The sequence below is a fragment of the Phytomonospora endophytica genome (assembly GCF_014202425.1).
GTDB classification, from domain to species: Bacteria; Actinomycetota; Actinomycetes; order Mycobacteriales; family Micromonosporaceae; genus Phytomonospora; species Phytomonospora endophytica.
The window spans coordinates 15,655-41,082 of the sequence record NZ_JACHGT010000003.1; the positions used below are offsets into that span (position 1 = coordinate 15,655).

Annotated in this window: 17 protein-coding genes; 6 read left to right on the forward strand and 11 right to left on the reverse strand. The window is 72.6% G+C overall.

The genetic code is table 11. From position 1 onward, the window contains the following. Nucleotides 1–78: 78 nt before the first annotated feature. The 5 genes from HNR73_RS06385 to HNR73_RS06405 all read right to left on the reverse strand — a co-directional run bounded on the left by HNR73_RS06385 (nucleotide 79) and on the right by HNR73_RS06405 (nucleotide 7,965). Complete coding sequence (locus HNR73_RS06385) at nucleotides 79–399, reverse strand: nuclear transport factor 2 family protein (protein WP_184786372.1); 321 nt, start codon at nucleotides 397–399, stop codon at nucleotides 79–81. A 72-nt stretch (nucleotides 400–471) separates the two neighbouring features. Beyond that, the gene (locus HNR73_RS06390) at nucleotides 472–2,394 is read right to left on the reverse strand and encodes a DUF2264 domain-containing protein (protein ID WP_184786373.1); all 1,923 of its coding nucleotides are present in this window, start codon (nucleotides 2,392–2,394) and stop codon (nucleotides 472–474) included. A 95-nt stretch (nucleotides 2,395–2,489) separates the two neighbouring features. Next, nucleotides 2,490–4,583, reverse strand: a complete 2,094-nt coding sequence (locus HNR73_RS06395; protein ID WP_184786374.1) for an acyltransferase family protein — start codon at nucleotides 4,581–4,583, stop codon at nucleotides 2,490–2,492. Nucleotides 4,584–4,641: 58 nt separating this feature from the next. Next, entirely contained in the window at nucleotides 4,642–5,226 is a 585-nt protein-coding gene (idi, locus tag HNR73_RS06400; protein ID WP_184786375.1) for an isopentenyl-diphosphate Delta-isomerase, read from the reverse strand. A gap of 105 nt (nucleotides 5,227–5,331) precedes the next feature. Beyond that, nucleotides 5,332–7,965 carry a PEP/pyruvate-binding domain-containing protein gene (locus tag HNR73_RS06405; RefSeq protein ID WP_184786376.1) on the reverse strand — a complete coding sequence of 878 codons (2,634 nt, stop codon included), beginning with the start codon at nucleotides 7,963–7,965 and terminating at the stop codon, nucleotides 5,332–5,334. 100 nt (nucleotides 7,966–8,065) lie between these two features. Between HNR73_RS06405 and hrpB the strand changes: the two genes are divergently transcribed. After that, entirely contained in the window at nucleotides 8,066–10,528 is a 2,463-nt protein-coding gene (gene hrpB / locus HNR73_RS06410) for an ATP-dependent helicase HrpB (RefSeq protein ID WP_184786377.1), read from the forward strand. On the opposite strand, the gene HNR73_RS06415 is transcribed toward hrpB, so the two are convergent. Beyond that, the gene (locus HNR73_RS06415) at nucleotides 10,525–10,890 is read right to left on the reverse strand and encodes a hypothetical protein (RefSeq protein ID WP_203685902.1); all 366 of its coding nucleotides are present in this window, start codon (nucleotides 10,888–10,890) and stop codon (nucleotides 10,525–10,527) included. The two genes, hrpB and HNR73_RS06415, sit on opposite strands and share 4 nt — an antisense overlap. Nucleotides 10,891–11,357: 467 nt before the next feature. Between HNR73_RS06415 and HNR73_RS06420 the strand changes: the two genes are divergently transcribed. From HNR73_RS06420 to ispH, 5 genes are all read left to right on the forward strand, one after another. Further along, nucleotides 11,358–12,773: a family 2B encapsulin nanocompartment shell protein gene (locus HNR73_RS06420; protein WP_239122003.1), complete on the forward strand. Its 1,416-nt coding sequence runs from the start codon at nucleotides 11,358–11,360 to the stop codon at nucleotides 12,771–12,773. Nucleotides 12,774–12,781: 8 nt separating this feature from the next. Continuing rightward, nucleotides 12,782–15,271 carry a terpene synthase family protein gene (locus HNR73_RS06425; protein ID WP_184786378.1) on the forward strand — a complete coding sequence of 830 codons (2,490 nt, stop codon included), beginning with the start codon at nucleotides 12,782–12,784 and terminating at the stop codon, nucleotides 15,269–15,271. Next, the gene (locus tag HNR73_RS06430) at nucleotides 15,268–16,659 is read left to right on the forward strand and encodes a family 2B encapsulin nanocompartment shell protein (RefSeq protein ID WP_239122002.1); all 1,392 of its coding nucleotides are present in this window, start codon (nucleotides 15,268–15,270) and stop codon (nucleotides 16,657–16,659) included. The genes HNR73_RS06425 and HNR73_RS06430 overlap by 4 nt, the downstream gene beginning before the upstream one ends. A 41-nt stretch (nucleotides 16,660–16,700) precedes the next feature. After that, the gene (locus HNR73_RS06435; RefSeq protein ID WP_239122001.1) at nucleotides 16,701–17,756 is read left to right on the forward strand and encodes a family 2 encapsulin nanocompartment cargo protein polyprenyl transferase; all 1,056 of its coding nucleotides are present in this window, start codon (nucleotides 16,701–16,703) and stop codon (nucleotides 17,754–17,756) included. 322 nt (nucleotides 17,757–18,078) lie between these two features. Continuing rightward, nucleotides 18,079–19,038 carry a 4-hydroxy-3-methylbut-2-enyl diphosphate reductase gene (gene ispH / locus HNR73_RS06440; RefSeq protein WP_260337007.1) on the forward strand — a complete coding sequence of 320 codons (960 nt, stop codon included), beginning with the start codon at nucleotides 18,079–18,081 and terminating at the stop codon, nucleotides 19,036–19,038. Here ispH and HNR73_RS06445 read toward each other — a convergent pair. From HNR73_RS06445 to menC, 5 genes are all read right to left on the reverse strand, one after another. Then, the gene (locus HNR73_RS06445; protein ID WP_184786380.1) at nucleotides 19,035–19,910 is read right to left on the reverse strand and encodes a polysaccharide deacetylase family protein; all 876 of its coding nucleotides are present in this window, start codon (nucleotides 19,908–19,910) and stop codon (nucleotides 19,035–19,037) included. The genes ispH and HNR73_RS06445 overlap by 4 nt on opposite strands. 139 nt (nucleotides 19,911–20,049) lie before the next feature. Next, complete coding sequence (locus HNR73_RS06450) at nucleotides 20,050–21,189, reverse strand: M20 family metallopeptidase (RefSeq protein ID WP_184786381.1); 1,140 nt, start codon at nucleotides 21,187–21,189, stop codon at nucleotides 20,050–20,052. Nucleotides 21,190–21,199: 10 nt separating this feature from the next. After that, nucleotides 21,200–22,786: an N-acyl-D-amino-acid deacylase family protein gene (locus HNR73_RS06455; RefSeq protein ID WP_184786382.1), complete on the reverse strand. Its 1,587-nt coding sequence runs from the start codon at nucleotides 22,784–22,786 to the stop codon at nucleotides 21,200–21,202. Nucleotides 22,787–22,799: 13 nt separating this feature from the next. Beyond that, nucleotides 22,800–24,260 carry a Na+/H+ antiporter NhaC family protein gene (locus tag HNR73_RS06460; protein ID WP_203685900.1) on the reverse strand — a complete coding sequence of 487 codons (1,461 nt, stop codon included), beginning with the start codon at nucleotides 24,258–24,260 and terminating at the stop codon, nucleotides 22,800–22,802. Between the two features lie 46 nt (nucleotides 24,261–24,306). After that, the gene (gene menC, locus HNR73_RS06465) at nucleotides 24,307–25,428 is read right to left on the reverse strand and encodes an o-succinylbenzoate synthase (RefSeq protein ID WP_239122000.1); all 1,122 of its coding nucleotides are present in this window, start codon (nucleotides 25,426–25,428) and stop codon (nucleotides 24,307–24,309) included.

The following is a 25,428-nucleotide window of genomic DNA, read 5'->3' on the forward strand; positions in this document are numbered from 1 at the left end:
GGCGGCTCGGTGCCTACGACATCGGGAGTGGCGGGCGTGCGCCCGGCTACGCCGCCCGGCGTAGGGGGCGTCTAGGGGTCACGCCTGACCGGTGTCGAAGCGGCTGATCCGGTCGCCGTCGACCGTGAAGCGCCACGCCGTTCGCATCGCGCCCCACGTGTCGTTGCGGTACTCGGCGACGAAGGCGCGGCCGCCGTCGCTCTCCGACTCCACGTCGAGATGCCCGCCCGAGGAGAAGATCTCCCGCTCGGTCCAGTCCGCCAGATCGCGCTCGGTGCCGTCGTCGGACATCGTCGCCCGCGGGGTGAGCACGGCGGTGAAGGCCGCGCGGTCCCCGGCGTTGAGGGCCTCCACGAAGGCGCGGACGGCGGGGTCGGACAGTTCGGCGGACGGGATCACGGCTCGCCTCCAGGTCGCAACGGACGGTTCCGCGGCCGATGTTATGGCCGCGGTGGCGCCGGGACGGCCGGTTCAGCCGGGATGGCCGTCCCAGGGGACGAAGGTGGCCAGGTCGACGCGTGCCGTGGCGCCCGAGCGCCAGACGGCCGTCACGACGGTGCCGTCGACCTCGACGGACACCGCTTCCCGCCAGGCCGTCACGTCGGGTTCTCCACGTGTGAGCACGTGCAGTGCGACATGGACGCTCGACGCGGCGGACCGTTCGGCGCGCAGGATCGGAACGGTCGCGCGGGGGCCGATGGCGGTGCCGTCGGCGTAGTCGAGGGTCTCGGCCCGGTCCCAGCCGTGCACACCGACGACGCCCGCGACCAGTCCGCCGGACGCGGCCCACGCCGCCGTCGTCTCGGTTCCGGCGTCCGGGCCGGTGCCGCTGACGGCGTGGCCGCCTTCGCGCAGGGCGTGGTCGGCCGGGCCGGTGACCAGGTGGCAGCGCAGCTCGAAAGGACCGTCCACGATGGACGCGGTGACCACCGACGTCCCCGGCCACGCCTTGCCGTCGCGCTGCGGAACGTGCGCCGAGGCCGCCACCGGCCCCTCGGTGAACCAGCCGCGCAGCGGCCCGCGCCGGCTCGAACGTCCGTCGGGTGCGATCAGCGCGACGTGCCCGTCGGCGCCCTCCTCCCACGATGCGCCCGTGCCCGGTGCGGTGTGGCTGCTGTAGGCGAACTTCGCGTAGTGCGGGTCGTCCGGGTCGGCGCCCGCGCCGACCGGCAGGCCGCAGTGGTCGCTGCCGTGATTGACGAGGCGGACGATGCCGTCCGAGGCCGTCGCGCTCGCGATGAGGCCCGCCTGCGGCAGGACCGTGCGCGCGTCGGTCTCGTCGGTCGGCTGCGGCTCCTCGGCGTCGGCCCACACGGGATGCTCGGCGGGGAGCGCGAGGCCGAGGAAGCCGATTCCGGCCAGGTAGGGCGAACCGAAGCCGCTGTAGGCCTGCGAGGACGGCAGGTGCTCGCCGTGCCAGCCGATGGTCAGCGGGCCGTCGACGCCCACGCCGTGGCGGGTGAAGTTCGCCAGGACGCCGCTGGCCAGGCGCCGCGTCGCGCCCGGGCGCAGACTGCTGACGCCCGAGATCTCCGCGGCCCAGAAGGGCGCGAGAACGGCCGTGCGGTAGGTGAGCGACCGTCCGAAGTGGAGGGCGGAGCCGTCGGGTGCGAACAGGCGCGAGTAGGAGTCGGTGAAGGCCGACAGGCGCTCCAGGTATCGCGCGGAGGCGGCGGGGTCGAGGTCGCCGCGCATGCGGTGCCAGGCCCACAGGTAGGGATGGATGACGAAGGCGTTGTAGTGGTCGACGGCGTGCTCGGGGCCGTCGGTGAACCAGCCGCCGCCGAGGTGCCAGGACTCGACGCGGGCGACGTTGCGCGGGCCGGTGCAGCCGCGGGTGTCCTCGCCGACGGAGGCGAGGAAGGCCTCGGCCATGGAGGGGAAGAGCTGCCAGTTGTTGTTGAAGACCTCGGTGCGCGCGTGATGCAGGAGCCAGGCGGCGACGCGCTTCTGGACGGGACGGTCGAGGCGGTCCCAGACCCACTCGCGGGTGAGGTGGAGGCCGAAGGCGAGGTTCGCGGCCTCGACGATCGGGTTGGTGATGCCCAGGAGGGGCCGACGGCCCGTGGCGCCGCGCGGCCACGCCTCCGGCGAGTCGGGGTCGGTGCCGGCGTCGAGGCCTTCGGCGTACCAGTCGGCGAGGCCCAGCGGGTCGCGCCCCCGCGCCCCGGCGATGCGCGGGGCGGCCATGAGGAAACTCCGCCCGAAGGTTTCGAGCGCCTCGCGACGCACGCCGGAGTCGGTCACCCGGCCGGGCAGGACGGGGAGGGCGTGACGCGGGCTGGAGTATTCGCGCAGCGTGCCGAGCCAGTGGTCGGCGACGGCCTCCCAGTGCGCACGGCTCCACCCGGTGCGCGGGGAGTGGACGCGGTCTTCGGCGGGGAGCTGGAGCACAGGGGCCTCCGGCGGCTGGAAAGCGCTTTCAGAATGGTAAGCGCTTACTGTAGGGGAAGCATGATCGGAAAGGGAAGGGGTCGTGGCAGGCGCCTCTACCCCAACTCCGGCAAGCCCCGCCCCAGCACCCCCGCCAGCAACTCCGCCCACACCGTCGTCATGTGGTGGGCGTCCCGGTACACCAGCAGGTTCCCGACCACCGGCGGGCAGACCCCGTCGGCGGCGCAGAACCACGGCGTCGGGTCGATGACGGTGGCGCCGGCCTCGGTCAGGGCGGCGATGGTGGCGGCGCGGCGGGCCGGCTGCTTCAGCGCGCTCGACGCGTCGGCGGCGCACGCGGTGGTGTCGTCGAGGTCGGCGGCGAGGCAGTCGGGGATGTCTCCGCCGGGCCAGGGGGTGTCGGCGATGTGGACGACCTGGGCGCCGCTCGTGGCGAGCCGGTCGTAGGCCTCGACCCAGCCGTCGGTCCAGGCGCGGTCGGGGTCGGGGGCGTCGAGGGGCTCGGCGGAGTCGGCGTCGGCGGAGGCGGTGACGACCATGTCGGGCCGCAGCTCGGTGATCGCCGACAGGGTCCGCTCACGCCACTCGCCGCATTCGCGGTAGGGCCGCTTGAGCAACTCGTTGTACAGCCCGACGACGCTCACCGCGCACGAGCTCTTCGTCCACGACACCAGCCGGGCTCCGCGCTCCCGCGCGATCGTGTCCAGCGCCGGGAACCACTGGGCGGCGTGCGAGTCCCCGAACAGCACGATCGTGCGCTTCCCGGCGGGGTCGCCGTAGACGCACGGCCCGGGCGCGGCGACCGTCTCCGACTCCAGGTGGCAGCCGTCGTCGTACACGGCCGGTTTGTCGTCGGCGGAGGCGGTGAGCCCGGGGGTGAGGTTGCCGGGCACCGGACCGCCCGCGTCGGCCAGCAGTCCCGCGAGGGTCGCGGCCGGATCGCTCGCGGTGGCGACCATCGGGCGCGGGTCGGCGGCTTGGGCGCCTCCGTTGAGGCTCGGCGGCACGAGCAGCGTCACGACGGCGACGGCCGCGGCGGTCGCGGTGAGCCCGGCGCCCAGGCCGATGCCGCGCCACGGCCTGGTGGTCAGGACCCGCCGGGTGCGGACGGGCTGCTCGACGAGGTGGTACGAGGCGATGGCCACGCCGAAGGCGGCGACCATCAGTGCGAGGTTCAGCGGCACCGAGGGCGTCAGCCCGAGCGCGGCGGGCGCGATCAGCAGGATCGGCCAGTGCCAGAGGTAGTACCCGTAGGAGACGCGCCCGACCAGCCGGAACGGCGCCAGCCCGAGCACCCGCCCGGCGCCCTCCGCCGGGGCGGCGCACCCGGCGGCGATGACCAGGACGGTGCCGGTGACGGGCAGGAGCGCGGCCACCCCGGGAAAGGGCGTCAGCTCGTCGAACCGGACCGCCGCCGCGACGACCAGCGCGAGCCCGAGCCATCCGGCGAGCGCGGGGAAGGGCCTGCCCAGCTTGGCGAAGGCCGGCGCGGCGAGCGCGAGGAGCCCTCCGGCGGCCAGTTCCCAGGCGCGGGTGTGGATCCCGAAGTAGGCCCAGGGCGCCGACACGGCCGTCTGCGCGGCACTCCACCACAGCGATCCGGCCGCGAGGACGGCGAGGGTGGCGATGATCAGCCGCGGCCGGAACCTCCGCCGCACGCCCCAGGCGGTCGCGATCAGCAGCAGGGGCCAGAGCAGGTAGAACTGCTCTTCGACGGCGAGGGACCAGAAGTGCTGGAGCGGCGAGGGCGGCGCGTCGGCGTTGAGGTACTGCGTACCGGTCGCCGCGAGCCGGAAGTTGATGGCGTAGACACCGCTGGCGAGCGCGTCGCGGGCGATGCCAGCCATGCGCGTGCCGGGCAGCCACAGCCAGGACGCCGCGAGCGTGGCCGCGACGACGACGGTCGCGGCGGGTAGCAGCCGGGTGGCGCGCCGGGCGTAGAAGCCGGTGACGGAGATCCGGCCCGTGCCGCGCAGTTCGCGGACCAGCAGCCCGGTGATCAGGAAGCCGGAGATGACGAAGAAGACGTCGACGCCGACGAAGCCGCCTTTCAGCCACGGGATCCCGGCGTGTCCGGCGACGACCAGCAGCACCGCGACGGCCCGCAGCCCTTCGATGTCGGGCCGGAAGACGGCTGTGCGTGGTTCCGCGCGTGGCCGTGGGTGCAGCGCGGTGGGCGCCGAGGACATCTGTGGCTTCTTCCTGGACGGGTTGGGGGGATTCCGACGATCCTAGACGCCCGCCGGCCTAGGTCCAGACGGCGGCGGGCGGCAGCTCCCAGTGCGACGCGGCGGGCCAGGCCAGCGGGTCGGGACCCAGCGCGGTCAGCTGCGGGACCTGCTGACGGCACCACGGTGACACGTCGCGCGTGCCGTCCTGGACGGTCGCGGCGAACTCCGCCCACGGCACCCACTCCCAGCCGTCGACCTCGTCGGGGTCGGGCACCGGGTCGCCTTCGACGACGGTGGACAGCACCGGGCACAGTTCGTTCTCGACCGTCCCGTCGGCCATCGTCGCGCGGTAGCGGAAGCGCGGCAGGACGAGCGTGATCTCCTCGGCCGGGGTCAGTCCGAGTTCGTCGACGAGGCGGCGGCGCACGGCGCCGGTCATCGGTTCGCCCGGCGCGGGGTGGCCGCAGCAGGAGTTCGTCCACACGCCCGGCCAGGTCGTCTTGTGCCCGGCGCGGCGGGTGACGAGCACCCGGCGCCGGTCATCGAAGACGTAGCAGGAGAAGGCGAGATGGAGCGGGGTGTCCCGGTGGTGGACGAGCCGCTTGCTCATCGTGCCGATGTCGCGGCCTTCGTCGTCGACGAGCACGACGGTCTCTTCCATGCCGGGCCTTTCTGGTCGGACGGTGCTGCCGTGGCTCCGGCGGCACCAGCATAACCACGACCCGTCGTGCCGCTGTGGCATTGCGTGCCCGGTGTGTGGCGGGTGTCAGGCGATCGCGTGCGCCTCCTCCCCGGCCTCGACGGCGACCGTGCCGCTCGTGCCGTCGACCGTCACGCGCTGACCGGTGGTGATGGCGGCGACGGCGTCGCGAACCCCGACGACGGCGGGGATCCCGTATTCGCGGGCGACGACGGCACCGTGGCTGTTGGCTCCGCCCATCTCCATGACCAGGGCTCCGGCGGTGAGGAACAGCGGTGTCCAGCCGGGGTCGGTGGAGGGGGCCACGAGGATCTCGCCGGGTTCGAGGTGCGCCCCGACCGGGTCGAGGACGACGCGCGCGATCCCGGTCACGCGTCCGGGTGAGGCGGGTGTGCCGGTCAGGGCACCGTCGGGCGCCTCGGCCGCGACGGCCTCGGGTTCGGTGCCGTCGGAGAGCAGGACGCGCGGGAGGTGGCGGCGGCGCACTTCGCGGGCGTGGTCCTCCTTGCGGCGCGCGACGAGGGGCCTGAGCTCGCCGCCGGGGTCGCGAACGTCGGTCAGGTCGAGGTAGAAGACGTCGCCGGGCTCGTCGAGGAGCCCGTCGCGGACCAGGCCGGCGCCCACGGCCGCCAGTTCGGCGCGCATGGCCGCCAGCGAGGACACCAGCCAGTACTTCGGCATCTCTCGCAGCCCGGCGAGTTCGCGGGTGCGGCCCAGCGCGAAGCGCACGAGGCGGCCGCGGACCGGTCCGCAGCGGGCGGCCAGCTCGCCGATCATGGCCTCGGCCTCGTCGGCGCCGCGCGCGAAGAGCACGTCGGGGGCGCGGTCTCGGGGATCGGCGCGCAGGTAGTTGGCCAGGACGCCGAGGATGTGCGTGGGGTCCTCCGACCAGCGGGGCATGCCCAGGTCGATCTCGGCGACCGCGCGGTGTCCGTAGACGGCGAGGAAACCGCCGAGGCCGTCGGCGAGCGCGGGCGGCCAGTCGCCGCGCCGCGCGGCGAGTTCGGCGGCGGGTGTGGTGAGCAGGAGCGCGGCCGTCGGGGGGTCTTCGCGGAGGCGGGCGGCGAGGTGCCACAGCGCGAGGTCCATCTCGGTGGTCACGTTGTGGGGGAGGGCGCGCAGGACGATGGGGAGTTCGCCGTCGCGGGCGCGTTCGCCGAGGAGGCGGGCGGCCAGGCCGAGCATCGCGAAGCCCGCGGCGGCGGGTGGCGCGACGGTCGGCAGGACGCGCCCGAACTCGGTGGCGAGGACCGCTTCGACGTGGTCGAGGCGGGCGTTGCGGCCGGATCCGGTGGGTGCGGGGAGCCGGGCGGGGAGTTCGCCGACGGCGCGGTCGACGCGGGCGCGGGCCGCTGCGGGGCGGGCGATGGCCGACAGGACCCGCAGCGGGAGCCGGTGGCGCCACATGGTGGCGGCGAATCGGCGCGCGAAGCGGGTGGTGGAGCCTTTCCGGACGGCGAACTCCGGCCGGTCCAGGAGGCCGCGGACGGCGACGGCCGAGCGGGCCTCCATGACGTCGAAGACGCGAGGGAGGATCCGGCGGCCGACGGCGTTGCGCAGTGCTTCGGTGAGGTCGCCGAGGACGCGGCCGGCGGACACGGCGAAGGCGGGCGGACCGGCGACGACGTCGGTGACGCGCTGGCCGAAGATGTCGCGCGCGGCGCCCGCGGCGAGGACCTTGACGGCGGCGACGCCCATCGGGGTGAAGGGCCGGAACATGCCCTGGGCGACGTTGACCGACAGGTAGGCGCGCAGGGTGCCGTGGGGGTTGTCGGGCAGTGGGTAGAGGGTGGTGATGGGCCTGGCCTGGGTGAGCCAGAGCTTGCCGTCGGCGTCGATCGCCCACTCGGTGTCCTGCGGGCTTCCGTAGTGCTCTTCGACTCGTCTGCCCAGCTCGGCGAGGGCGCGGATCCGCGCGTCGGTGAGGCAGGGCTCGCCGGTTCCGGCGAGGGTGAGCGTCTCGGTGCCGCCGCCGGGCAGTGGCCGGACGGCGACGGTCTTGTCGCCGAGGCGGCGCTCGATGACGCGGCCGCCGGGGTCGACGACGAAGTGGTCGGGGTTGACCGAGCCGGACACGACGGCCTCGCCGAGTCCGGGGGCGGCGTCGATGACGATCTGCCGGCGTCGGCCGGTGACCGGGTCGGCGGTGAACATGACCCCGGCGGTCTCGCTGGCGACCATGCGCTGGATGACCACGGCGAGCCGGACGGCGCGGTGGCCGATGTCGTTGGCGTCCCGGTAGGTCACGGCCCGCTCGGTCCACAGTGAGGCCCAGCAGCGGCGGACGGCGTCGAGGAGGTCGGGGGCTCCCACGACGTTGAGGTAGGTGTCCTGCTGCCCGGCGAAGCTGGCGTTCGGGAGGTCCTCGGCGGTGGCCGAGGAGCGGACGGCGTAGGGCGTGTTGTCGTCGGCGAGGGCGGTGACGGCTTCGGCGATGGCGGTGGGCACCTCGGCGGCGGTGACGAGCTCCCGGGCCCGGGCGGCCAGCGCGGGGAGGTCGGCACCGGGGACGTCGAAGGCGTCGAGCACGGGGTCGAGGACGTCGGCGACGACGCGGGCGTAGGCCTCGGTGGTCAGGCAGAAGCCGGGCGGGACGGGGAATCCGGCCCGGGTGAGCACGCCGAGGTTGGCGGCCTTCCCGCCGACGACCTCGAAGCGTTCGGGACCGATCTCGGCGAGGGGGAGGACGAGTGCGGTCATGGCTTCCTCCAGTAATTCATCAAGCGATGAGTTTCAACTTAGTTGAATTCCCCTCCGGGTGCCAGTCCAGCACAGTTTCGTGGTAGGCGACACTGATCCGATGCCTTCACCCGTCCCGCTCCCGTCGACGGACCTCCCGGTCGCCGACGCGCTGCCCGCACTGGGGGAGGCCCTGCGCGCCGACGGCGCCGCCGTCCTCGTCGCGCCGCCCGGATCGGGCAAGACCACGCTCGTCCCCCTGTGGCTCACCGGACTGTTCCCCGCCGACTCCGCCGGGCGCGTCATCGTCGCCGAACCTCGCCGGGTCGCCGTCCGCGCCGCCGCCCGCCGCATGGCCGCCCTCACCGGCACGCGCCTCGGCGAGGAGATCGGCTACACCATCCGCGGCGAGTCGAAGACCGGCCCGCGCACCCGCGTCGAGGTCGTCACCACCGGCGTCCTCGTCCAGCGGCTCCAGCGCGACCCCGAACTGCCCGGCGTCGCCGCGATCGTCCTCGACGAATGCCACGAACGGCACCTCGACACCGACCTCGCCCTCGCCTTCGCCGTCGACGTCCGCGCCAACCTCCGCCCCGGCCTGATGCTCCTGGCCACCTCGGCGACCGCGCAGGCCGAACGCCTCGCCGCGGCCATCGGCGACCCCGCGCCCATCGTCACCGCCCACGTCAGCCCGCACCCCGTCACCGTCCACTGGCGACCCCCGGGCCGCGTCCTCGACGCCCCCCACGGTCTCCGCGTCGACCCCCGCTTCCTCGACCACGTCGCCGTCGTCACCCGCGACGCGCTGGCCGAGCGCTCCGGCGACGCGCTGGTGTTCCTGCCCGGCGTCGGCGAGATCGAGGCCGTCCGCCGCCGCCTCTCCGGCGTCGACACCGTGACCCTTCACGGTGGACAGTCCGATCAGGACGCCGCCCTCCGCCCCGGCCCCCACCGCCGCGTCGTGCTGGCCACGGCCGTCGCCGAGAGCAGCCTGACCGTCCCCGGCGTGCGCGTCGTCGTCGACTCCGGTCTGGCCCGCGTCCCCCGCACCGACCACTCGCGGGGCCTCGGCGCCCTGGTCACCGTCCGGGAGTCCCGCGCCGCCGCCGACCAGCGCGCGGGCCGTGCCGGACGCGAGGCGCCCGGCGACGTCTACCGCTGCTGGCCCGAAGGCGACCGGCTCGCCGCCCACCCCGAACCCGAGGTCGCCACCGCCGACCTCACCGCCTTCATCCTCCAGCTGGCCTGCTGGGGCCACCTCGACGGCGACGGCCTCGCCCTCCTCGACCCGCCCCCGGCCGCCGCCCTCGACGTCGCCCGCACCACCCTCACCGCGATCGGCGCCGTCGACTCCGGCGGCCGCGTCACCGGCCGGGGCCGCGCGATCGCCCGCGCCGGAGCCCACCCGCGACTCGCCCGGGCCCTCCTCGACGGCGCGCCCCTCGTCGGTGCCGACCGCGCCGCCGAGATCGTCGCCCTCCTGTCGGCGGACCGGCGCGGAACCGACGACCTCACCGCCGCCTGGCGCGCCCTCCGCGGAGGCCGCGACCACGACTGGCGCACCGAGACCCGCCGCCTGCGCGGCGCCGTCCCCGCCGCTCCCCGCACCGGCCTCACCGACGACCTCGCCGCCGGACTCGTCGTCGGCCTCGCCTACCCCGAACGCGTCGCCCGCGCCCGCGGCGGCGCCTACCTCATGACCGGCGGTACCGCCGCCGAACTCGGACCCGGCAGTGGACTCAACGGCGTGGAATGGCTCGCCATCGCCGACGCCGCCCGGCAACCCGGTCACCGCAACGCCCGCGTCCGCCTCGCCGCCGCCGTCGACGAGGCCACCGCCCGCGAGGCCGCCGCCGGCCTGCTCACCGAGGCCGACGAGATCGCCTGGGGCAACGGCGACGTCGTCGCCCGCCACACCACCCGCCTCGGCGCGATCACCCTCACCGCCGAACCCCTGCGACGACCCGACCCGCAACGCGTCGCCGCCGCACTCGCCGACGGGCTGGCCCGCGAAGGACTCGACCTCCTCACCTGGGACGCCGCCGCCGCCGAGACCCGCGCCCGGATGGCCTTCTGTCACCGCGCCCTCGGCGAGCCCTGGCCCGCCGTCGACGACGAGACCCTCCTGACCCGCCTGCCCGAGTGGCTCGGCCCGCAACTGGCCCGCGCCCGCCGGCGCGCCGATCTCGCCCGCGTCAAGGTCGCACCGGCCCTGCGCACCCTGCTCGGCTACGCCGAGGCCGCCCGCCTCGACGACGCCGCACCCGAACGCGTCGAGGTCCCCAGCGGCGCACGCGTCCGCGTCGACTACGCCGATCCCGCCGCGCCGGTGCTCGCCGTGAAGGTCCAGGAGGTCTTCGGCTGGAAGAGCGCGCCCGCCCTGGCCTTCGGGCGTGTCCCGGTCGTGCTGCACCTGCTGTCCCCGGCGGGCCGGCCGGTCGCGGTGACCTCCGACCTGGTGTCCTTCTGGGGCGAGGGCTACCGGCAGGTCAGAGCGCAGCTGCGCGGCCGCTACCCCCGGCACCCGTGGCCGGAGGACCCGATGACGGCGCCGCCGACGCGGCGGGTGAAACCCCGCTCCTAGCTCTTCTCCGTCAGCAACCAGCGCCAGCGGCGCAGCTCGGTCACGACCGTCGCCGCCGCCAGCAGCGAGACGCCGACCGCGGCCAGCGGCCACCATGCCAGCCAGGCCGCCGTGATCCCGGAGGCCAGCTGCAGGATCAGCAACCCGACCGTGACGTATCCCGGCACGGCGACCATCACCCGCGGTTTGTCATCCGGCGTCTGGAAGACCGTGGGCAGGCCGATCAGAACGACCACCGACAGCACGGCCAAGGGGATGGAGACGGGCACCAGGGCCCAGGGGACCGCCACCCAGGCGACGATTTCCATGAGGAAGCGCACGGGCGGAACGCCGCGCGGCGGCTCGGGGGCAAGATCAGGCACGCCGATACGATCCCACGCCACCGCGAGCAGAGCCTCGGTGAGGTCCTAGCACATCGGGCAACCGTCACCGCGACACCGGAACAGGGGAGCCCGGATCGGGCATCGCCCTTTCCGGCGATGGTGAAACCCCTGCCCAGCGACGGGTCTCGATGCCCCGGGACGGGGTCCGAACGGCCCCGCCGACCCGGCGATCCAGCTCATGAACTCGATTCCGGGCGCGACCGTCCACTGTGCACTGAAGAGCCGTCCGCATTGGACATTGAAGCCTCGCTATCCGCACAGTGCAAGGAACATCGCCCGCCAGAGTGAACCCCGCGAGAACACATGTCGTGACAACGACAGATACGGCGCGTCACATCACTTCGCTTCGTATCGTCGCGTTACCTTCTCATCGCGGAAGTCGCTCCACCGGCACATTCCGCGACGGGGACAGACCAGACGTGCACAAACCAAAAGGGGAACGCATCGTGACAGAGTTGGCCGATCCGGACGTGACGATCGAGGTCGAACGCGCCCAGCTGAGCCTGAGCACCGCCGCCGCCCGCAACCTGGCCACCACCACCAAGTCCGTCCCGCAGATGCAGGGCATCTCCTCCCGCTGGCTGCTCAAGATGCTGCCGTGGATCCAGACCGAGGGCGGCGTATACCGCGTCAACCGCCGCCTCAGCTACGCCGTCGGCGACGGCCGCGTCACCTTCACCAACGTCGGCGCCGAGGTCCGCGTCATTCCCGAGGAGCTCTGCGAGCTCCCGCTGCTGCGCGGCTACACCGACCACGCCGTCCTCGCCGGACTCGCCTCCCGCTTCGAACAGCGCGAGTACGAGCCCGGTGACGTCCTCGTCGAGGCCGGGCAGTCCGCCGACCACGTCTACCTCATCGCACACGGCAAGGTGAACAAACTCGGCGCCGGCGAATACGGCGACCAGACCATCCTCGGCACCCTCGCCGACGGCGCCTACTTCGGTGAGCAGATCCTCGCCGGAAGCCGGGGCACCTGGGACTTCACCGTCAAGGCCGTCACCCCGGTGACCGTTCTGACACTCGCCGGCGAGGCCATCGCGCAGATGAACGGCCACGCCGAGTCCCTCCGCGCCCACATCGCCCAGATCCTCGAAGGCAGCGGAAAACCCCAGGACGAGCACGGCGAGGCCGCCATCGAGCTCGCCGCCGGCCACGAGGGAGAGGCCGACCTGCCCGGCACCTTCGTCGACTACGAACTCGCGCCCCGCGAGTACGAGCTCTCCGTCGCCCAGACGGTCCTGCGGGTCCACTCCCGCGTCGCCGACCTCTACAACAAGCCGATGGACCAGATCGAGCAGCAGCTCCGCCTGACCATCCAGGCCCTCCGCGAACGGCAGGAGGACGAGCTGATCAACAACCGCGAGTTCGGACTGCTGCACAACGCCGACCTCAAGCAGCGCATCCACACCCGGACCGGCCCGCCGACCCCCGACGACATGGACGAGCTGCTCGCCACCGTCTGGAAGGACCCGGGCTTCTTCCTGGCCAATCCGCGCACCATCGCCGCCTTCGGTCAGGAGTGCAGCCGCCGGGGCCTCTACCCGTCGAGTGTCGACATGAACGGCCACCAGGTCCCGTCCTGGCGCGGCGTGCCGATCCTGCCCTGCAACAAGATCGGCGTCTCGGCGACCCGCACCAGCTCCATCCTGCTGATGCGCACCGGCCAGGAGGCGCAGGGCGTCATCGGCCTGCACCAGACCGGCCTGCCCGACGAGTACGAGCCCGGCCTCAACGTCCGCTTCATGGGCATCAACGAGAAGGCCGTCATCTCCTACCTGGTCAGCGCCTACTACTCGGCCGCGGTCCTCGTGCCCGACGCCCTGGGTGTGCTGGAGAACGTCGAGATCGGCCGGGAAGGCTGACCGACGCCATGCAGCCCTTCGAACTGCCCGACTTCTACATGCCGTATCCCGCGCGGCTCAACCCGAACCTGGAGGCCGCGCGGGCCCACACCAAGACGTGGGCGTACGACATGGGCATGCTCGGCCCGGTGAAGGACGGCGAAGTCGTCTGGAACGAAGCGGAGTTCGACGGGATGGACTACGCGGGACTCTGCGCGTACACCCACCCCGACGCCTCCGGGCCGCGGCTCGACGTCGTGACCGACTGGTACACCTGGGTCTTCTACTTCGACGACCACTTCCTGGAGGCGTTCAAGCGCACCGGCGACCTCGACGGCGCCACGCGCTACCTCGACCGGCTCGCCACGTTCATGCCGGCCGTCCTGGCCGACATGCCCGAACCGGCCAACCCCGACGAGCGCGGGCTGGCCGACCTGTGGACGCGCACGATCCCGCACATGTCGGACGGCTGGCGGGAACGCTTCACCGAGAGCACACGCAACCTGCTGCTGGACTGCGTGTGGGAGATGAACAACATCACCGGCGACCGGGTGCCCAACCCGATCGACTACGTCGAGATGCGCCGGAAGGTCGGCGGGGCACCGTGGTCGGCCGACATCGTCGAGTACTCCCTCGGCATCGAGGTCCCCGGGTCGATCGCGGGGAGCCGGCCGATGCGCGTCCTCAAAGACGCCTTCTCCGACGGCGTGCACCTGCGCAACGACATCTTCAGCTACCAGCGCGAGACCGAGAGCGAAGGCGAGGTCAACAACGGCGTCCTGGTCGTCGAGCGCTTCTTCGGCGTCGCGACGCAGCAGGCCGCCGAGGTCGTCAACGACCTCATCACCTCACGCCTGCACCAGTTCGAGAACACCACGCTTACCGAACTGCCCGGACTCTTCGACGAGCACGCCCTCGGCCCGGCCGAGCGCTACCAGGCGCTCTCCTACGTCAAGGGACTCCAGGACTGGCAGTCCGGCGGCCAGGAGTGGCACATGCGCTCCAACCGCTACATGAACGGCTCGACCGGAACGGTCTCGCAGGCCGACTCCGTCCTCGGCGGACCGGCCGGCCTGGGCACCGCCTCGGCCTACCTCGGCCTCCTCAAGGGAATCGCCGGACCCGGCGGACCGCGCAACCACGTCCGCCCGCCCCTGACGAAGGTCGGGCACCTGCCGATCCCCGACATCTACATGCCCTACCAGGTCAGGCTCAGCCCGCACCTGGACACCGCCCGGCGCGAGAGCATCGACTGGGGCGGGCGGATGGGCTTCTACGACCCGCAACCGGGCACCGGTGGCGTGCCACTGTGGACCCGCGAGCTCAACACCGGCTTCGACTTCGCCCTGTGCTCGGCCGGGCTCGACCCCGACGCCACCGAACGCGAGCTGGTCCTGTCGGCCGAATGGCTCACCTGGGGCACCTACGCCGACGACTACTTCCCGCTGGTGTTCAACGGCTCGGGCAACATGGCCGCCGCCAAGGCCTTCAACGCCCGGCTCGCCCAGTTCATGCCGCTCGACCTCGGACCCGTCCCCGAGCCGGTCAACGCGCTCGAACTCGGGCTCGCCGAACTGTGGCGCCGGACCGCCGAACCCATGCCGCAGGCGGGCCGCAACGCCTTCCGCCGCTCCGTCGACGTCATGATCGACAGCTGGCTGTGGGAACTGGCCAACCACATCCAGCGCCGGATCCCCGACCCGGTGGACTACCTGGAGATGCGCCGCCTGACCTTCGGGTCGGACCTGACCATCGCCCTGTCGAAGCTCGCCCACGGCGGGGAGATCCCGCCCGAGATCTACGCCACCAGCACCCTGCGGGCACTGGAGAACGCCGCCTGCGACTACGCCTGCATGATCAACGACCTGTACTCCTACCAGAAGGAACTCGAATTCGAAGGCGAGGTGCACAACTTCGTCCTCGTCGTCGAGAGCTTCTTCGGCATCGACCGTGACCAGGCCGTCCCGGTCGTCACCGACCTGATGACCGCCCGGATGAAGCAGTTCGAAGGGATCGTCGCCGACGAACTGCCCGTCATGCTCGACCACCACGACGCCACACCCGGCGCCCGCTCGGCGATGGCCTCCTACATCGCCGAACTCGCCGACTGGATGGCCGGAATCCTGCTGTGGCACCAGAGCAGCGCCCGCTACCCGGAGGCCAACCTGCGCTTCCCGCTGACGCACCACACGGCGGGCACGGCACCGGCGCGGCAGCTGGGCATGTCCGCGGCGCGACTGTTCACCCGGCCCGACACCGCGACCCTCGTCGGCGGCGGACCGCTGCTGACGGCGCCCTCGCGCGTCCCGGCCGGAATCGGCGGAGGCCCCGGCGCCCCCGCACCCTCACCCGCCCTGTCCTCGTCACACGGGACGGACGCGGCGGCGGACGGCCCCCGGGCCGCCCCCACCCACGCTCCGCACGGCCCGACCGGGCTGGGCACCCTCGCGGCGCGACCGCACCTTCGGCACGGCAGCCCCAGCACCCAGTCCGCACCAACAGGCAGGAGCAACCTGTGACAGTCACGTCCGACGCCGCGGCCGCCGCGCAACTGAGCCTCAGTACCGCGGCGGCCCGGAAACTGTCCACCACGACCAAGTCCACGCCGCAGATGCAGGGCATCTCGCCCCGCTGGCTGCTGCGCAGGCTCCCGTGGGAACAGACCGGGGGCGGCGTCTTCCGGGTCAACCGGCGCCTCACCTACGCCGTCGGCGACGGGCGGGTCACCTTCACCAGCACCGGATCGCGCGTCCAGGTCATCCCGCAGGAACTGCGCGAACTGGCCGCCCTGCGCGACTTCGAGGACGAGACCGTCCTCGCCGACCTCGCCGGGCGCTTCCAGCAGCGCGAACACGCCGTCGGGGACGTCATCGTCGAGTTCGGGCACGAGACCGACCAGGTCCACCTGATCGCGCACGGCAAGGTCGACAAGCTCGGCGCCGGCGAGTACGGTGCCCGCACGAACCTGGGCACCCTCGCCGACGGCGAGCACTTCGGCAACGCCATGCTCGTCGAACCGCAGGCGATCTGGGAGTACACCGTCAAGGCGGTCACCCCGGTCACGCTCCTGTCGCTGTCCCGCTCCGACTACAACGCCCTCGCCGAGCGCAGTCCCCAGCTGCGCGCGCACATCGAGGCCGTGCGCTCGGGAGGGCAGCGTCCGCAGAACCGGCACGGCGAGGCGGCGATCGATCTCGCCGCCGGACACCGGGGCGAACACGACCTGCCGAGCACCTTCGTGGACTACGAACTGGAACCGCGCGAGTACGAGCTGAGCGTGGCGCAGACCGTCCTGCGGGTGCACAGCCGCGTCGCCGACCTCTACAACAAGCCGATGGACCAGACACAGCAGCAGCTGCGCCTGACCGTCGAGGCGCTGCGGGAGCGGCAGGAACACGAGCTGATCAACAACCGCGACTTCGGGCTGCTGCACAACGCCGACCTCAAGCACCGGATCCACACCCGGACCGGCCCGCCGACGCCCGACGACATGGACAACCTGCTCGCCCGCCGCCGCAAGACGGCGTTCTTCCTGGCGCACCCGCGCACGATCGCTGCCTTCGGGCGCGAGTGCAGCAACCGGGGCGTATATCCCGATCCGGTGACCCTCGACGGCCGCAAGGTGCAGGCGTGGCGCGGCACTCCGGTGCTGCCCTGCGACAAGATCCCGATCAGCGCCAGCGGGGTCACCTCGATCCTGGCGATGCGCACGGGCCTCAAGGACGAGGGTGTCATCGGCCTGCACCAGGTCGGTCTGCCCGACGAGATCGAGCCGGGCCTCTCGGTGCGTTTCAACGGGATCAACGAGCAGGCGATCATCTCCTACCTGGTGAGCGCCTACTACTCCGCAGCCGTCCTGGTCCCCGACGCGCTCGGGATCCTCGAACACGTCGAGATCGGCCGCTGAGCACCGGTCGGCACCACCACAAGCCTGAAGGAGGCCCGTTGATGTCAACCAGTGCCATGTTCCCCGGGGCGAGAACCTCGCCGGACCGCTCGGCGCGCGACGTGCTGGCGTGGAGCCGGGACCTGGTCGAGCCGGTGCTGCGCTCGGCCGTGGACTCGCTGCCGGCCTCGATGCGGCGCATAGCCGGGTACCACCTCGGCTGGTGGGACGCCGACGGCGCGCCGGACCACGGGGACGGCGGCAAGGCGCTGCGCCCCGCGCTGGTCCTGCTGGCGGCCGAGGCCGCGGGCGGGTCGAGCGCCGAGGCGGTGCCGGCCGCCGTCGCGGTGGAGCTGGTGCACAACTTCTCGCTCCTGCACGACGACGTCATGGACGGCGACACCACCCGCAGGCACCGGCCGACGGCGTGGAGCGTCTACGGCGTGGGACCGGCGATCCTGGCCGGGGACGCGCTGGTGACGCTGGCCTTCGACGTGCTCGCCGCCAGTGGGCACGTGGTGTCGCAGCAGGCGATGCGGATGCTCAGTACGGCCGTGCTCGACCTCGTCGACGGGCAGAGCGCCGACATGGGCTTCGAGGATCGTGTCGATGTCGGCATCGGCGAGTGCGTGAGCATGGCCGACGCCAAGACCGGTGCCCTGCTCGGCTGCGCCTGCGCGATCGGTGCGGCCTTCGCGGGGGCGGCGCCGGACAAGGTGGCGCGCCTGCGGAACTTCGGGACCCGGCTCGGTCTGGCCTTCCAGCACGTCGACGACCTGCTGGGCATCTGGGGCGAGCCGGAGGTGACCGGCAAGCCGGTCTACTCCGATCTGAACAACCGCAAGAAGTCCCTGCCGGTGGTGGCCGCGCTGACCTCGGGCACGCCCGCGGGGGAGGAGCTGGCCGGGTTGTACCACCGGGTCGAGCCGCTGTCGGAGGCCGAGCTGGCGCGGGCCGCGGAACTGATCGACCAGGCGGGCGGGCGCGAGTGGAGCCAGGGCCAGGCCGACGAGCTGCTCAAGGGGGCGATGGCCGAGCTGGCGATGATCGATCCGGGTCCGCGTCCGTCGCTGGAGCTGGGGCTGCTCGCACGGCTGGCGACCCGCCGTGACCGCTGAGCGGGAGATCCGGGTGTCGAGGCACCGGATCGCCGTCGCCCACCCCGGCGCGCTGGCGCCGGGGTCGGCGGTGGTCGCCGGCGAGTTGCGGCTCCTTGACGGGAGGGTCGTGCCCTGCCCGTCGGCGGTCCTTTTCGCCGGGGCCCTGCGTTCGCGGGGCCTGCAGGTGACCGTGGCGCCCATGGCGGCGGCGCTGGGGGCGGCCAGCGTCAACGCCGTCGGGGTCCTCCTGTCCGAAGTGGACGGGGATCCGGCGGCGCTCGGTTTCGCGGTGCCCGACGGGGACGTCGGCACGCGTGAACTGGCGCACGAGGTCTTCGGTCTGTGGTCGGCGGCGGTGGCGCCCCGGCGGGTCCTGCTGGCCTCGCCGCGCGCCTTCTGCGCGGGCGTCGAACGTGCCATCGACGTCGTCGATCGTGCCCTGGAACGCGCCGGCGGGGAACCGGTGCACGTCCGCAAGCAGATCGTGCACAACGTCCATGTGGTCGAGGAGCTCGCGGCGAAGGGCGCGGTGTTCGTCGAGGAACTCGACGCCGTGCCCGATGGTGGCACCGTGGTGTTCTCCGCGCACGGGGTGTCCCCGGCGGTGCGCGACGAGGCGAGCCGGCGCGGGCTCGACGTGATCGACGCGACCTGTCCGCTCGTCGCGAAGGTGCACATCGAGGCCCGTCGTTTCGCCGCTCGCGGTGACACGGTCCTGCTGGTCGGGCACGCCGGGCACGAGGAGACCGAGGGGACGCTCGGTGAGGCGCCGGAGCAGACGTTGCTGGTGGAGAGCGCCGCCGACGTCGCCGCCCTGGACGTGCCCGACCCCGCACGAGTGTCCTACCTGACGCAGACGACGCTCGCCGTCGACGAGACCGCCGAGATCGTCGACGCCCTCCGTGCGCGGTTCCCCGCTTTGCGAGGGCCAGGTACCGACGACATCTGTTACGCCACCACCAATCGGCAGGAGGCGCTGCGCGCGGTGTCCGGTGAGGCCGACCTGGTCGTCGTGGTCGGCTCGGCGAACTCCTCGAACTCGCTGCGCCTTGCCGAGCTGGCCGCCCGGGACGGCACGGCGGCCCATCTCATCGACGACGTGGGCGAACTGCGCCTGGAGTGGCTCGCGGGCGCCGCCACCATCGGTCTGACGGCGGGGGCGTCGGCACCGCCGAGGCTCGTCGACGACGTCATCGAGGCACTGTCCGGGCTCGGCCCGGTGGACGTGGAGGTTCGGGAGACCGCGGTGGAGACCGTGCGTTTCGGGTTGCCGCCGCAGGTGCGGGCGGCGCAGGACTAGCCGAGCATGGCGTCGAGCGTCACGAAGCCGTAGCCGGCCTCGCTCAGGCGCACGATCACGTCGGGCAGCGCGTCGGCGTCCACCGTGGAACCGTCGCCGGGGTTGGATCCGGCGTGCATGAGCACGATCTCGCCGGGCTGGAGCGCGTAGAGGACGCGGTCGACGACGATGTCGGCGGTGATACCGGCGTCGACGCCTTTCCAGCCGAGGGTGTCGACGGTCCAGCGCACGGGGACGTAGCCGCTGTCGTTGAGCAGTCCGACGCAGCGGTCGTCGCGGTCGCCGTAGGGGAAGCGGAACCACGGGCGCGGGTCGGCTCCGGCGGCGTTGAGGGCGCGTTCGGCGTCGGCGACCTCGATGGCGATCTCGGCGTCGCTCAACGGGGGGAAGTGCGGGTGGGTCATCGAGTGGTTCCCGATCCGGTGGCCCCCGGCGAGGATGGCACCGACTTCGGCGGGGTGCTCGGCGGCGAAGTCGCCGGTGACGAAGAAGGTGGCGGGCACGTTCTCGGCGGCGAGGGTGGCGAGCATGGAGGAGAGTCCGGCCTTGTCGCCGCCGACGTCGATGGTGAGCGCGACGACCTTCGCGGCGGTCGGCAGGGCCGTGACGTCGGTACCGGCGAGGCCGTCGGGGACCGGTGGTGCGGGCGGAGCCGACGCCGACGGCGAGGGTGAAGCGCTCGGTGACGCGGCGGGAGACGTCGGCGCGCGCGGGGGAGCGCTCGTCGCCGAGGCCGTCGGGACGGTCACGTCGGGTGCGGCGCCGTCCTGGCCGCCGCCGCGCGCGGCGAGGAAGACCAGTCCGGCCAAGGACAGCACGATGACCGCGCCGACCGCGGCGACGATGATCCATTCCCGGCGGTTCACAGGCACCTGCCCACGATGAGTGCGCCAGTCTCCACCGCAAGCATGGCGCGTCCGGGTCCGAAACGGCAGGGGCGCGCCGCCTACTTGTGGTGAAACGGCGGAACCACCCGGGAGAGATCACCGGGTGGTTCCGTCGTTCGTCCCTTCAGGACCCCAGCAGCGCCGTCGTCAGCGCGCAACGCTCGATCAGCCCGCTCACCGTGGCGTACTCGTCACGGGCGTGCGCCCCCGCACCGACCGCGCCGAGCCCGTCCAGCACCGGCCGGCCCGTCGCCGCGGCGAAGTTCCCGTCACTGGCACCGCCCACGGCCGCCTCACCCAGATCCAGTCCCAGCGGCACGGCCAGCGCCCGCGCCCGCTCGTACAGGGCACCGATCGCCGGCGTCCGGTCCATCACGGGACGCCGCCACTCGCCTTTCGCCGCCACCGTCACCCGCGCGTCACCCGGGTCCAGATTCGCCACGACCGCCTCGATCCGCTCGGCCTCGGCCCGGGTCCGCACCCGGATCTCGGCACCCGCGTGGGCGTGCCCGGCCGTCACGTTCAACCGGGAACCGCCGTCGATGAGCCCCACGTTGACCGAGGTGCCCGCGTCCAGGTCGGCCGCGCCGGTCAACTGGAGCACGATCCGCGACAGGGCCGTGATCGCGCTCGCCCCGGCCGTCGGGTCAAGCCCGGCGTGGGCCTCGACGCCGGTCACGTCGATGTGGAAGCCGCCGATGCCCTTGCGTGCGGTCTTGACCTTCCCGTCGACACTGGGTTCGAGGACGAGGACCTCCCGCACGCCTTCGCAGGCGGCCTCGATCGCCGCCCGCGAGACCGGGGATCCCAGCTCCTCGTCCCCGTTGAGCATCAGCCGCACCGGAGGACGCGCCAGGCCCAGCGCGTCGAACGCCCGCAGCGCCCACACGCCCTGAACGAGCCCGGCCTTCATGTCGAAGACACCGGGCCCGCGGATGACGTCGCCTTCGATCGAGAAGGGGATGTCCACCAGCGTCCCGACCGGCCACACCGTGTCATAGTGCCCGAGGATGAGCGTCGGGGTGCCCGTGCCGTACTCCATCCGGACGGCGTCACCGTGGGTGCCGCCTCCCGGTGTGGTCTCGACGCGGTCCGGCGCGCCGAGGCGCTCGGTGATCCAGTCGCCGACCAGCGCCAGGCCGCCGCGCAGGGCGTCGAGATCGTCGCTGGGCGTCTCGCACTCGACGAGCGTGCGCAGGTCGGCGAGCATGTCGCCCTCGTGCTCGGCGGCCCAGTCCCGCACTGCCCGGATGTCGATGTCCATGATCTCCTCGTCACTGTCCTTTGCGGAGTACTCGGCCGGGGCGTTCCCCGGTGGCCTCGCCGTCGCGCCGGACGGCCTTTCCGGCGACGAACACGTCGCGAACCCCGGTCGCCAGGCGCCACGGGTCGGTGAAGGTGGCGCGCTCGGCGACGGTGTCCGGGTCGAACACCGCGAGGTCGGCGACCATCCCCTCGGCGATCCGGCCGCGTCCGGTGAGTCCCAGCCGCTCGGCGGGCAGACCGGTCATCTTGCGCACCGCCTCGGGCAGGGTCAGCAGGCCGCGTTCACGTACATAGTGGCCGAGGACCCGCACGAAGGTGCCGAAGCTGCGCGGATGGGGCCGCCCCGGTCCGGTGGCGCGCAGGACCTGGCCGTCGCTGGCGACGCTCACCAGCGGGTGGGCCAGGACCTCGTCGACGTCGGCGCCGGCCATCGCGTTGTTCACGATCGACACCGCACCGCCGTGCGCGGCGAGGATCTCGCAGACCGCCTCGGCGGGGTCGATGCCCAGGTCACCGGCGATCTCGTCGAGACTGCGCCCGACGTCCTCGGTGAACCGCCCCAAGGGCAGGTCGGCGATGACGACGCCCGCGGAGTCGATGTCGGCGGCCATCCGCGCCCGCAGGTTCTCGGCGATGGCCTCGCGCGTCTCCTTGTCGCCGAGACGTTCCAGGAGCGCGCCGACGCCCCCGTCGAGCGCCCAGCCGGGCAGCCGCGAGGTGAGCGTCGTCGACGAGGCCGTGTACGGGTACACGTCCGCGGCGACGTCGACACCGTCGGCGCGGGCCGCCTCGATCATCTTCAGCGCCTCGCCGACCTTGCCGTGGTTACGGCGGCCCATCGCCTTCAAGTGCGAGATCTCCAGGCGCACCCCACTGGCGCGAGCGGTCGCGATCGCCTCCCCGACGGCCTCGATGAGGTGCTCGGACTCGCTGCGCATGTGCGTCGAGTAGAGCAGCCCGTGCGCGGCGGCCTCCGCCGCCAGGGACGTCACCTCGGCGGCATTGGAGTAGGACCCCGGGGCATAGATCAGCCCGGTGGACATACCGTAGGCGCCCTGCTCGGCGGCCGTCGCCAGCAGCCCGCGCATCGCCTCGACGTCCTCCGCCTCGGCACCCCGCTCGCCCGGCCCGATCACCGCCGTGCGCAGGGCGCCGTGCCCGACCTGGAGCGCCAGGTTGATCGCCGGGCCGGACGCCTCCACCGAGGCGGCGTACCCGGCCAGATCGTCCCAGTCCCAGGCGAGACCGTCATTGAAGAACGCCGCCGTCCGCTTCGCCGACTCCAGGTCGCGCACCGGGAAGGGCGAGAAACCACAGTTGCCGGTCAGCAGCGTCGTCACGCCCTGCGCGACGCTGGCGTCGGCGCCCGGCGTGCCCTGCACGGTGAAGTCGGTGTGCGAGTGCAGGTCGATGAAACCCGGCGACAGGACGTGCCCGCCGGCGTCGATCCGTTCCACGGCCTCGGCGCCGGCCAGCCCACCCGGCGGCGTCACCGCGGTGATGAGCTCGCCGGTCACGCCCACGTCGGCGGCCCGGCCTTCCGCGCCGGTCCCGTCGAGGACCAGCGCGCCTTCGATGACGATGTCGAAACGCATCTCGGCTCTCCTTCTAGGTGAGGATGACCAGCAGGACGGCGTACATCACGCACGCGCCACCGATGATCACCCAGGACGGCAGCAGCAGATTCCGCAGATTCGTCGATCTGGCCAGACCCATCGCCCCGACCATGTTCGCGTTCGGCATCGGCCCGTAGGTGTCGCCCTTCGAAGACCACAACAGCACGATCGCCCAGGCGGGCGCCGCGATACCGAGCGTTGCCGCCACCCCGCCGAAGACCTTGTCCAGCAGCACGACCTGCGCGGCCGTCGCACCCGGCACACCGACCCAGCCGAGCAGCGCGATCACGATCGCGAAGGGCAGCGCGGACATGTGGCCGAGCTTGTCGCCGTAGGTCGCCAGGATCACGTCATAGGGTTTGAGCGCGTCCACCGCCAGGAACACCGCCGCCAGCAGCCAGAACAACACCAGCATGCTCAGCAGCTTCGAGGCGCCCTTGAAGAAGGTCGAGACGATGTCGGCGACCTTGAGACGCCCGGCGAAGCCGGTCGCGATCGCCAGCAACGGCAGTGCCAGCAGCGGGAAGTTCGTGCCCGCCTTCGTCCACGTCGCATACACCACCAGCGCCACCAGCAGAACCAGGAACACCGCGGTGGCCTGCTTCGCCGTGCGCGGCGACGCCGCACCGTCGTCGGCGGTCTCCTCGGCGGTGTAGAAGTCGTTCTCGCGCTTCGAACGCCGCTGGATCCAGGGGATCAGCGCCATCCCGAGCACCACCGACAGGACCGCGAGCGGGCCGGCGACGGTCTTGAGATAGGTCAGGTAGTCGATGTCGGCGGCCTCCAGGATCGCCACGTTGCTGCCCGCGAACGGCGCCACGGCCAGCCCGGCCGCGCCGCCGATGAACATCATCAGCGCCGTCGCCGAACGCGTGAAACCGATCCGCGCCGCCACCGGGATGAGGATCGGCGCGGCGATCGCCAGAGCCCCGGCGAGCGTGCCGAGGCTCGCCACCAGGATCAGGCAGGCCAGCATGATGCCCAGCTGCATACGCCACGGACTGTTCTCACCGACGACGCGGATCGTCGAGCGCACGATCGTGTCGGCGACGCCGGTCCGGCGCAGGACCTCACCGACCCCGGCGCCCAGCACGATGATGAAACCGATGATCGTGACCAGGTCCGCGGTGGCCGTGCCGAGCAGATCGCCGATCTCGGCCGGTGTGCTCTGCGCCAGCAGCACCGCCGACAGCAGAACCGCGATCGTGGCCACCAGCAGGTCCATGCCCAGCAGCGTCAGCACGAAGTACATGACGATCGGGATGATCAGGCCCCACACGGTCGGGGCCTCGACGAAGAACCCGGCCACCAGGCTGGTCAGGATCCCGGCGAGCGCCAGGAGATTGACCAGCCGGCGGCGGCCGGGGGAGACCTCGACGTGGTACGCGTTCTGTTCCTCGTCCTTCGTGCCGGAAGGCCGGGGCTCTCTTGTCGACTTCGGTGTCGTGGACATTCGGGGGTTCCTCACAGGGGGATCGGTGTGAGGCGCCCGGGGAGTATCAGGTGGCGCGCTGGTCGAGCGTCGCCGACGCGGTGCGCCGGATGAACTCCCCGTTCACCTCGTGTCCGAGACCGGGCACGGTGGTGGGCACCGTGACCTCGCCCCGGTCCGCGCGGATCGGTGGGGTCACCACGTCCTCGCGGTAGTACTTGTCGGAGCCGGAGACGTCCGACGGCAGGGTGAATCCGGGCAGACTGGACAGGGCCACGTTGGCCGCTCGCCCGATCCCGAACTCGTGCATTCCTCCGCACCAGACGTCCATGCCGGCGGCGCTGGCGCGGTCGTGCGCCTCGACGGCGGCGGTCAGACCGCCCATCCGCGAGACCTTGATGTTGAGCACCCGCCCGGCCTTGAGAGCCAGCGCGGTGTCCAGGTCGTCGACGGTCACCACCGACTCGTCGAGGCAGACCGGCGTGGCCAGACGCGCCTGGAGACGCGCGTGCGCCGCCAGCGCGCGCGGCGTGTACGGCTGCTCGACCATGACCAGACCCTGCTCGTCGAGGGCGGCGAAGACCGCGTCGTGCTCGGGCGACTCGGTGTAGACGCCGTTGGCGTCGACGTGCACCTGGAGATGACCGAAGGCCGCCTTGACGGCCTTCACCGGCTCCACGTCCCAGCCGGGCGCGATCTTGAGCTTGATGCGGGGATAACCCGCCTCGTCGTGCTTGGCGACCTGTGCCAGCAGCTCGTCGATGGTCGGCTCGATGCCGAGGCTCACACCCGCCGTGACCGTCGCCCGCGTCCCGCCCAGCGCCGCCGACAGCGACGTACCCGAAGCCTTCGACCACAGCGTCCAGGCCGCCATGTCAAGGCCCGCCTTGGCGAACTCGTGCCCGCGCACCTTCGCCCACAGAGCCGGAACCTCACGCGGATGCGACCAGTCCCGCCCCAGCACCGCCGGAACCAGGTACCGCTCCAGCATCAGCCAGCAGGTGTCCACCGTCTCCGGCGAGTAGAACGGCCCCGACGGCGAGGCGATCTCGCCCCACCCGACGGCGCCGTCGGCGTCGACGGCCCGCACCAGGATGTGCTCCAGATGCGTCTTGGCGTGCGAGCTGGTCTGGAACTGGTGCACCAGCGGCAGGGACACCCGGAAGGCCTCGATCCGATCGATGCGCAC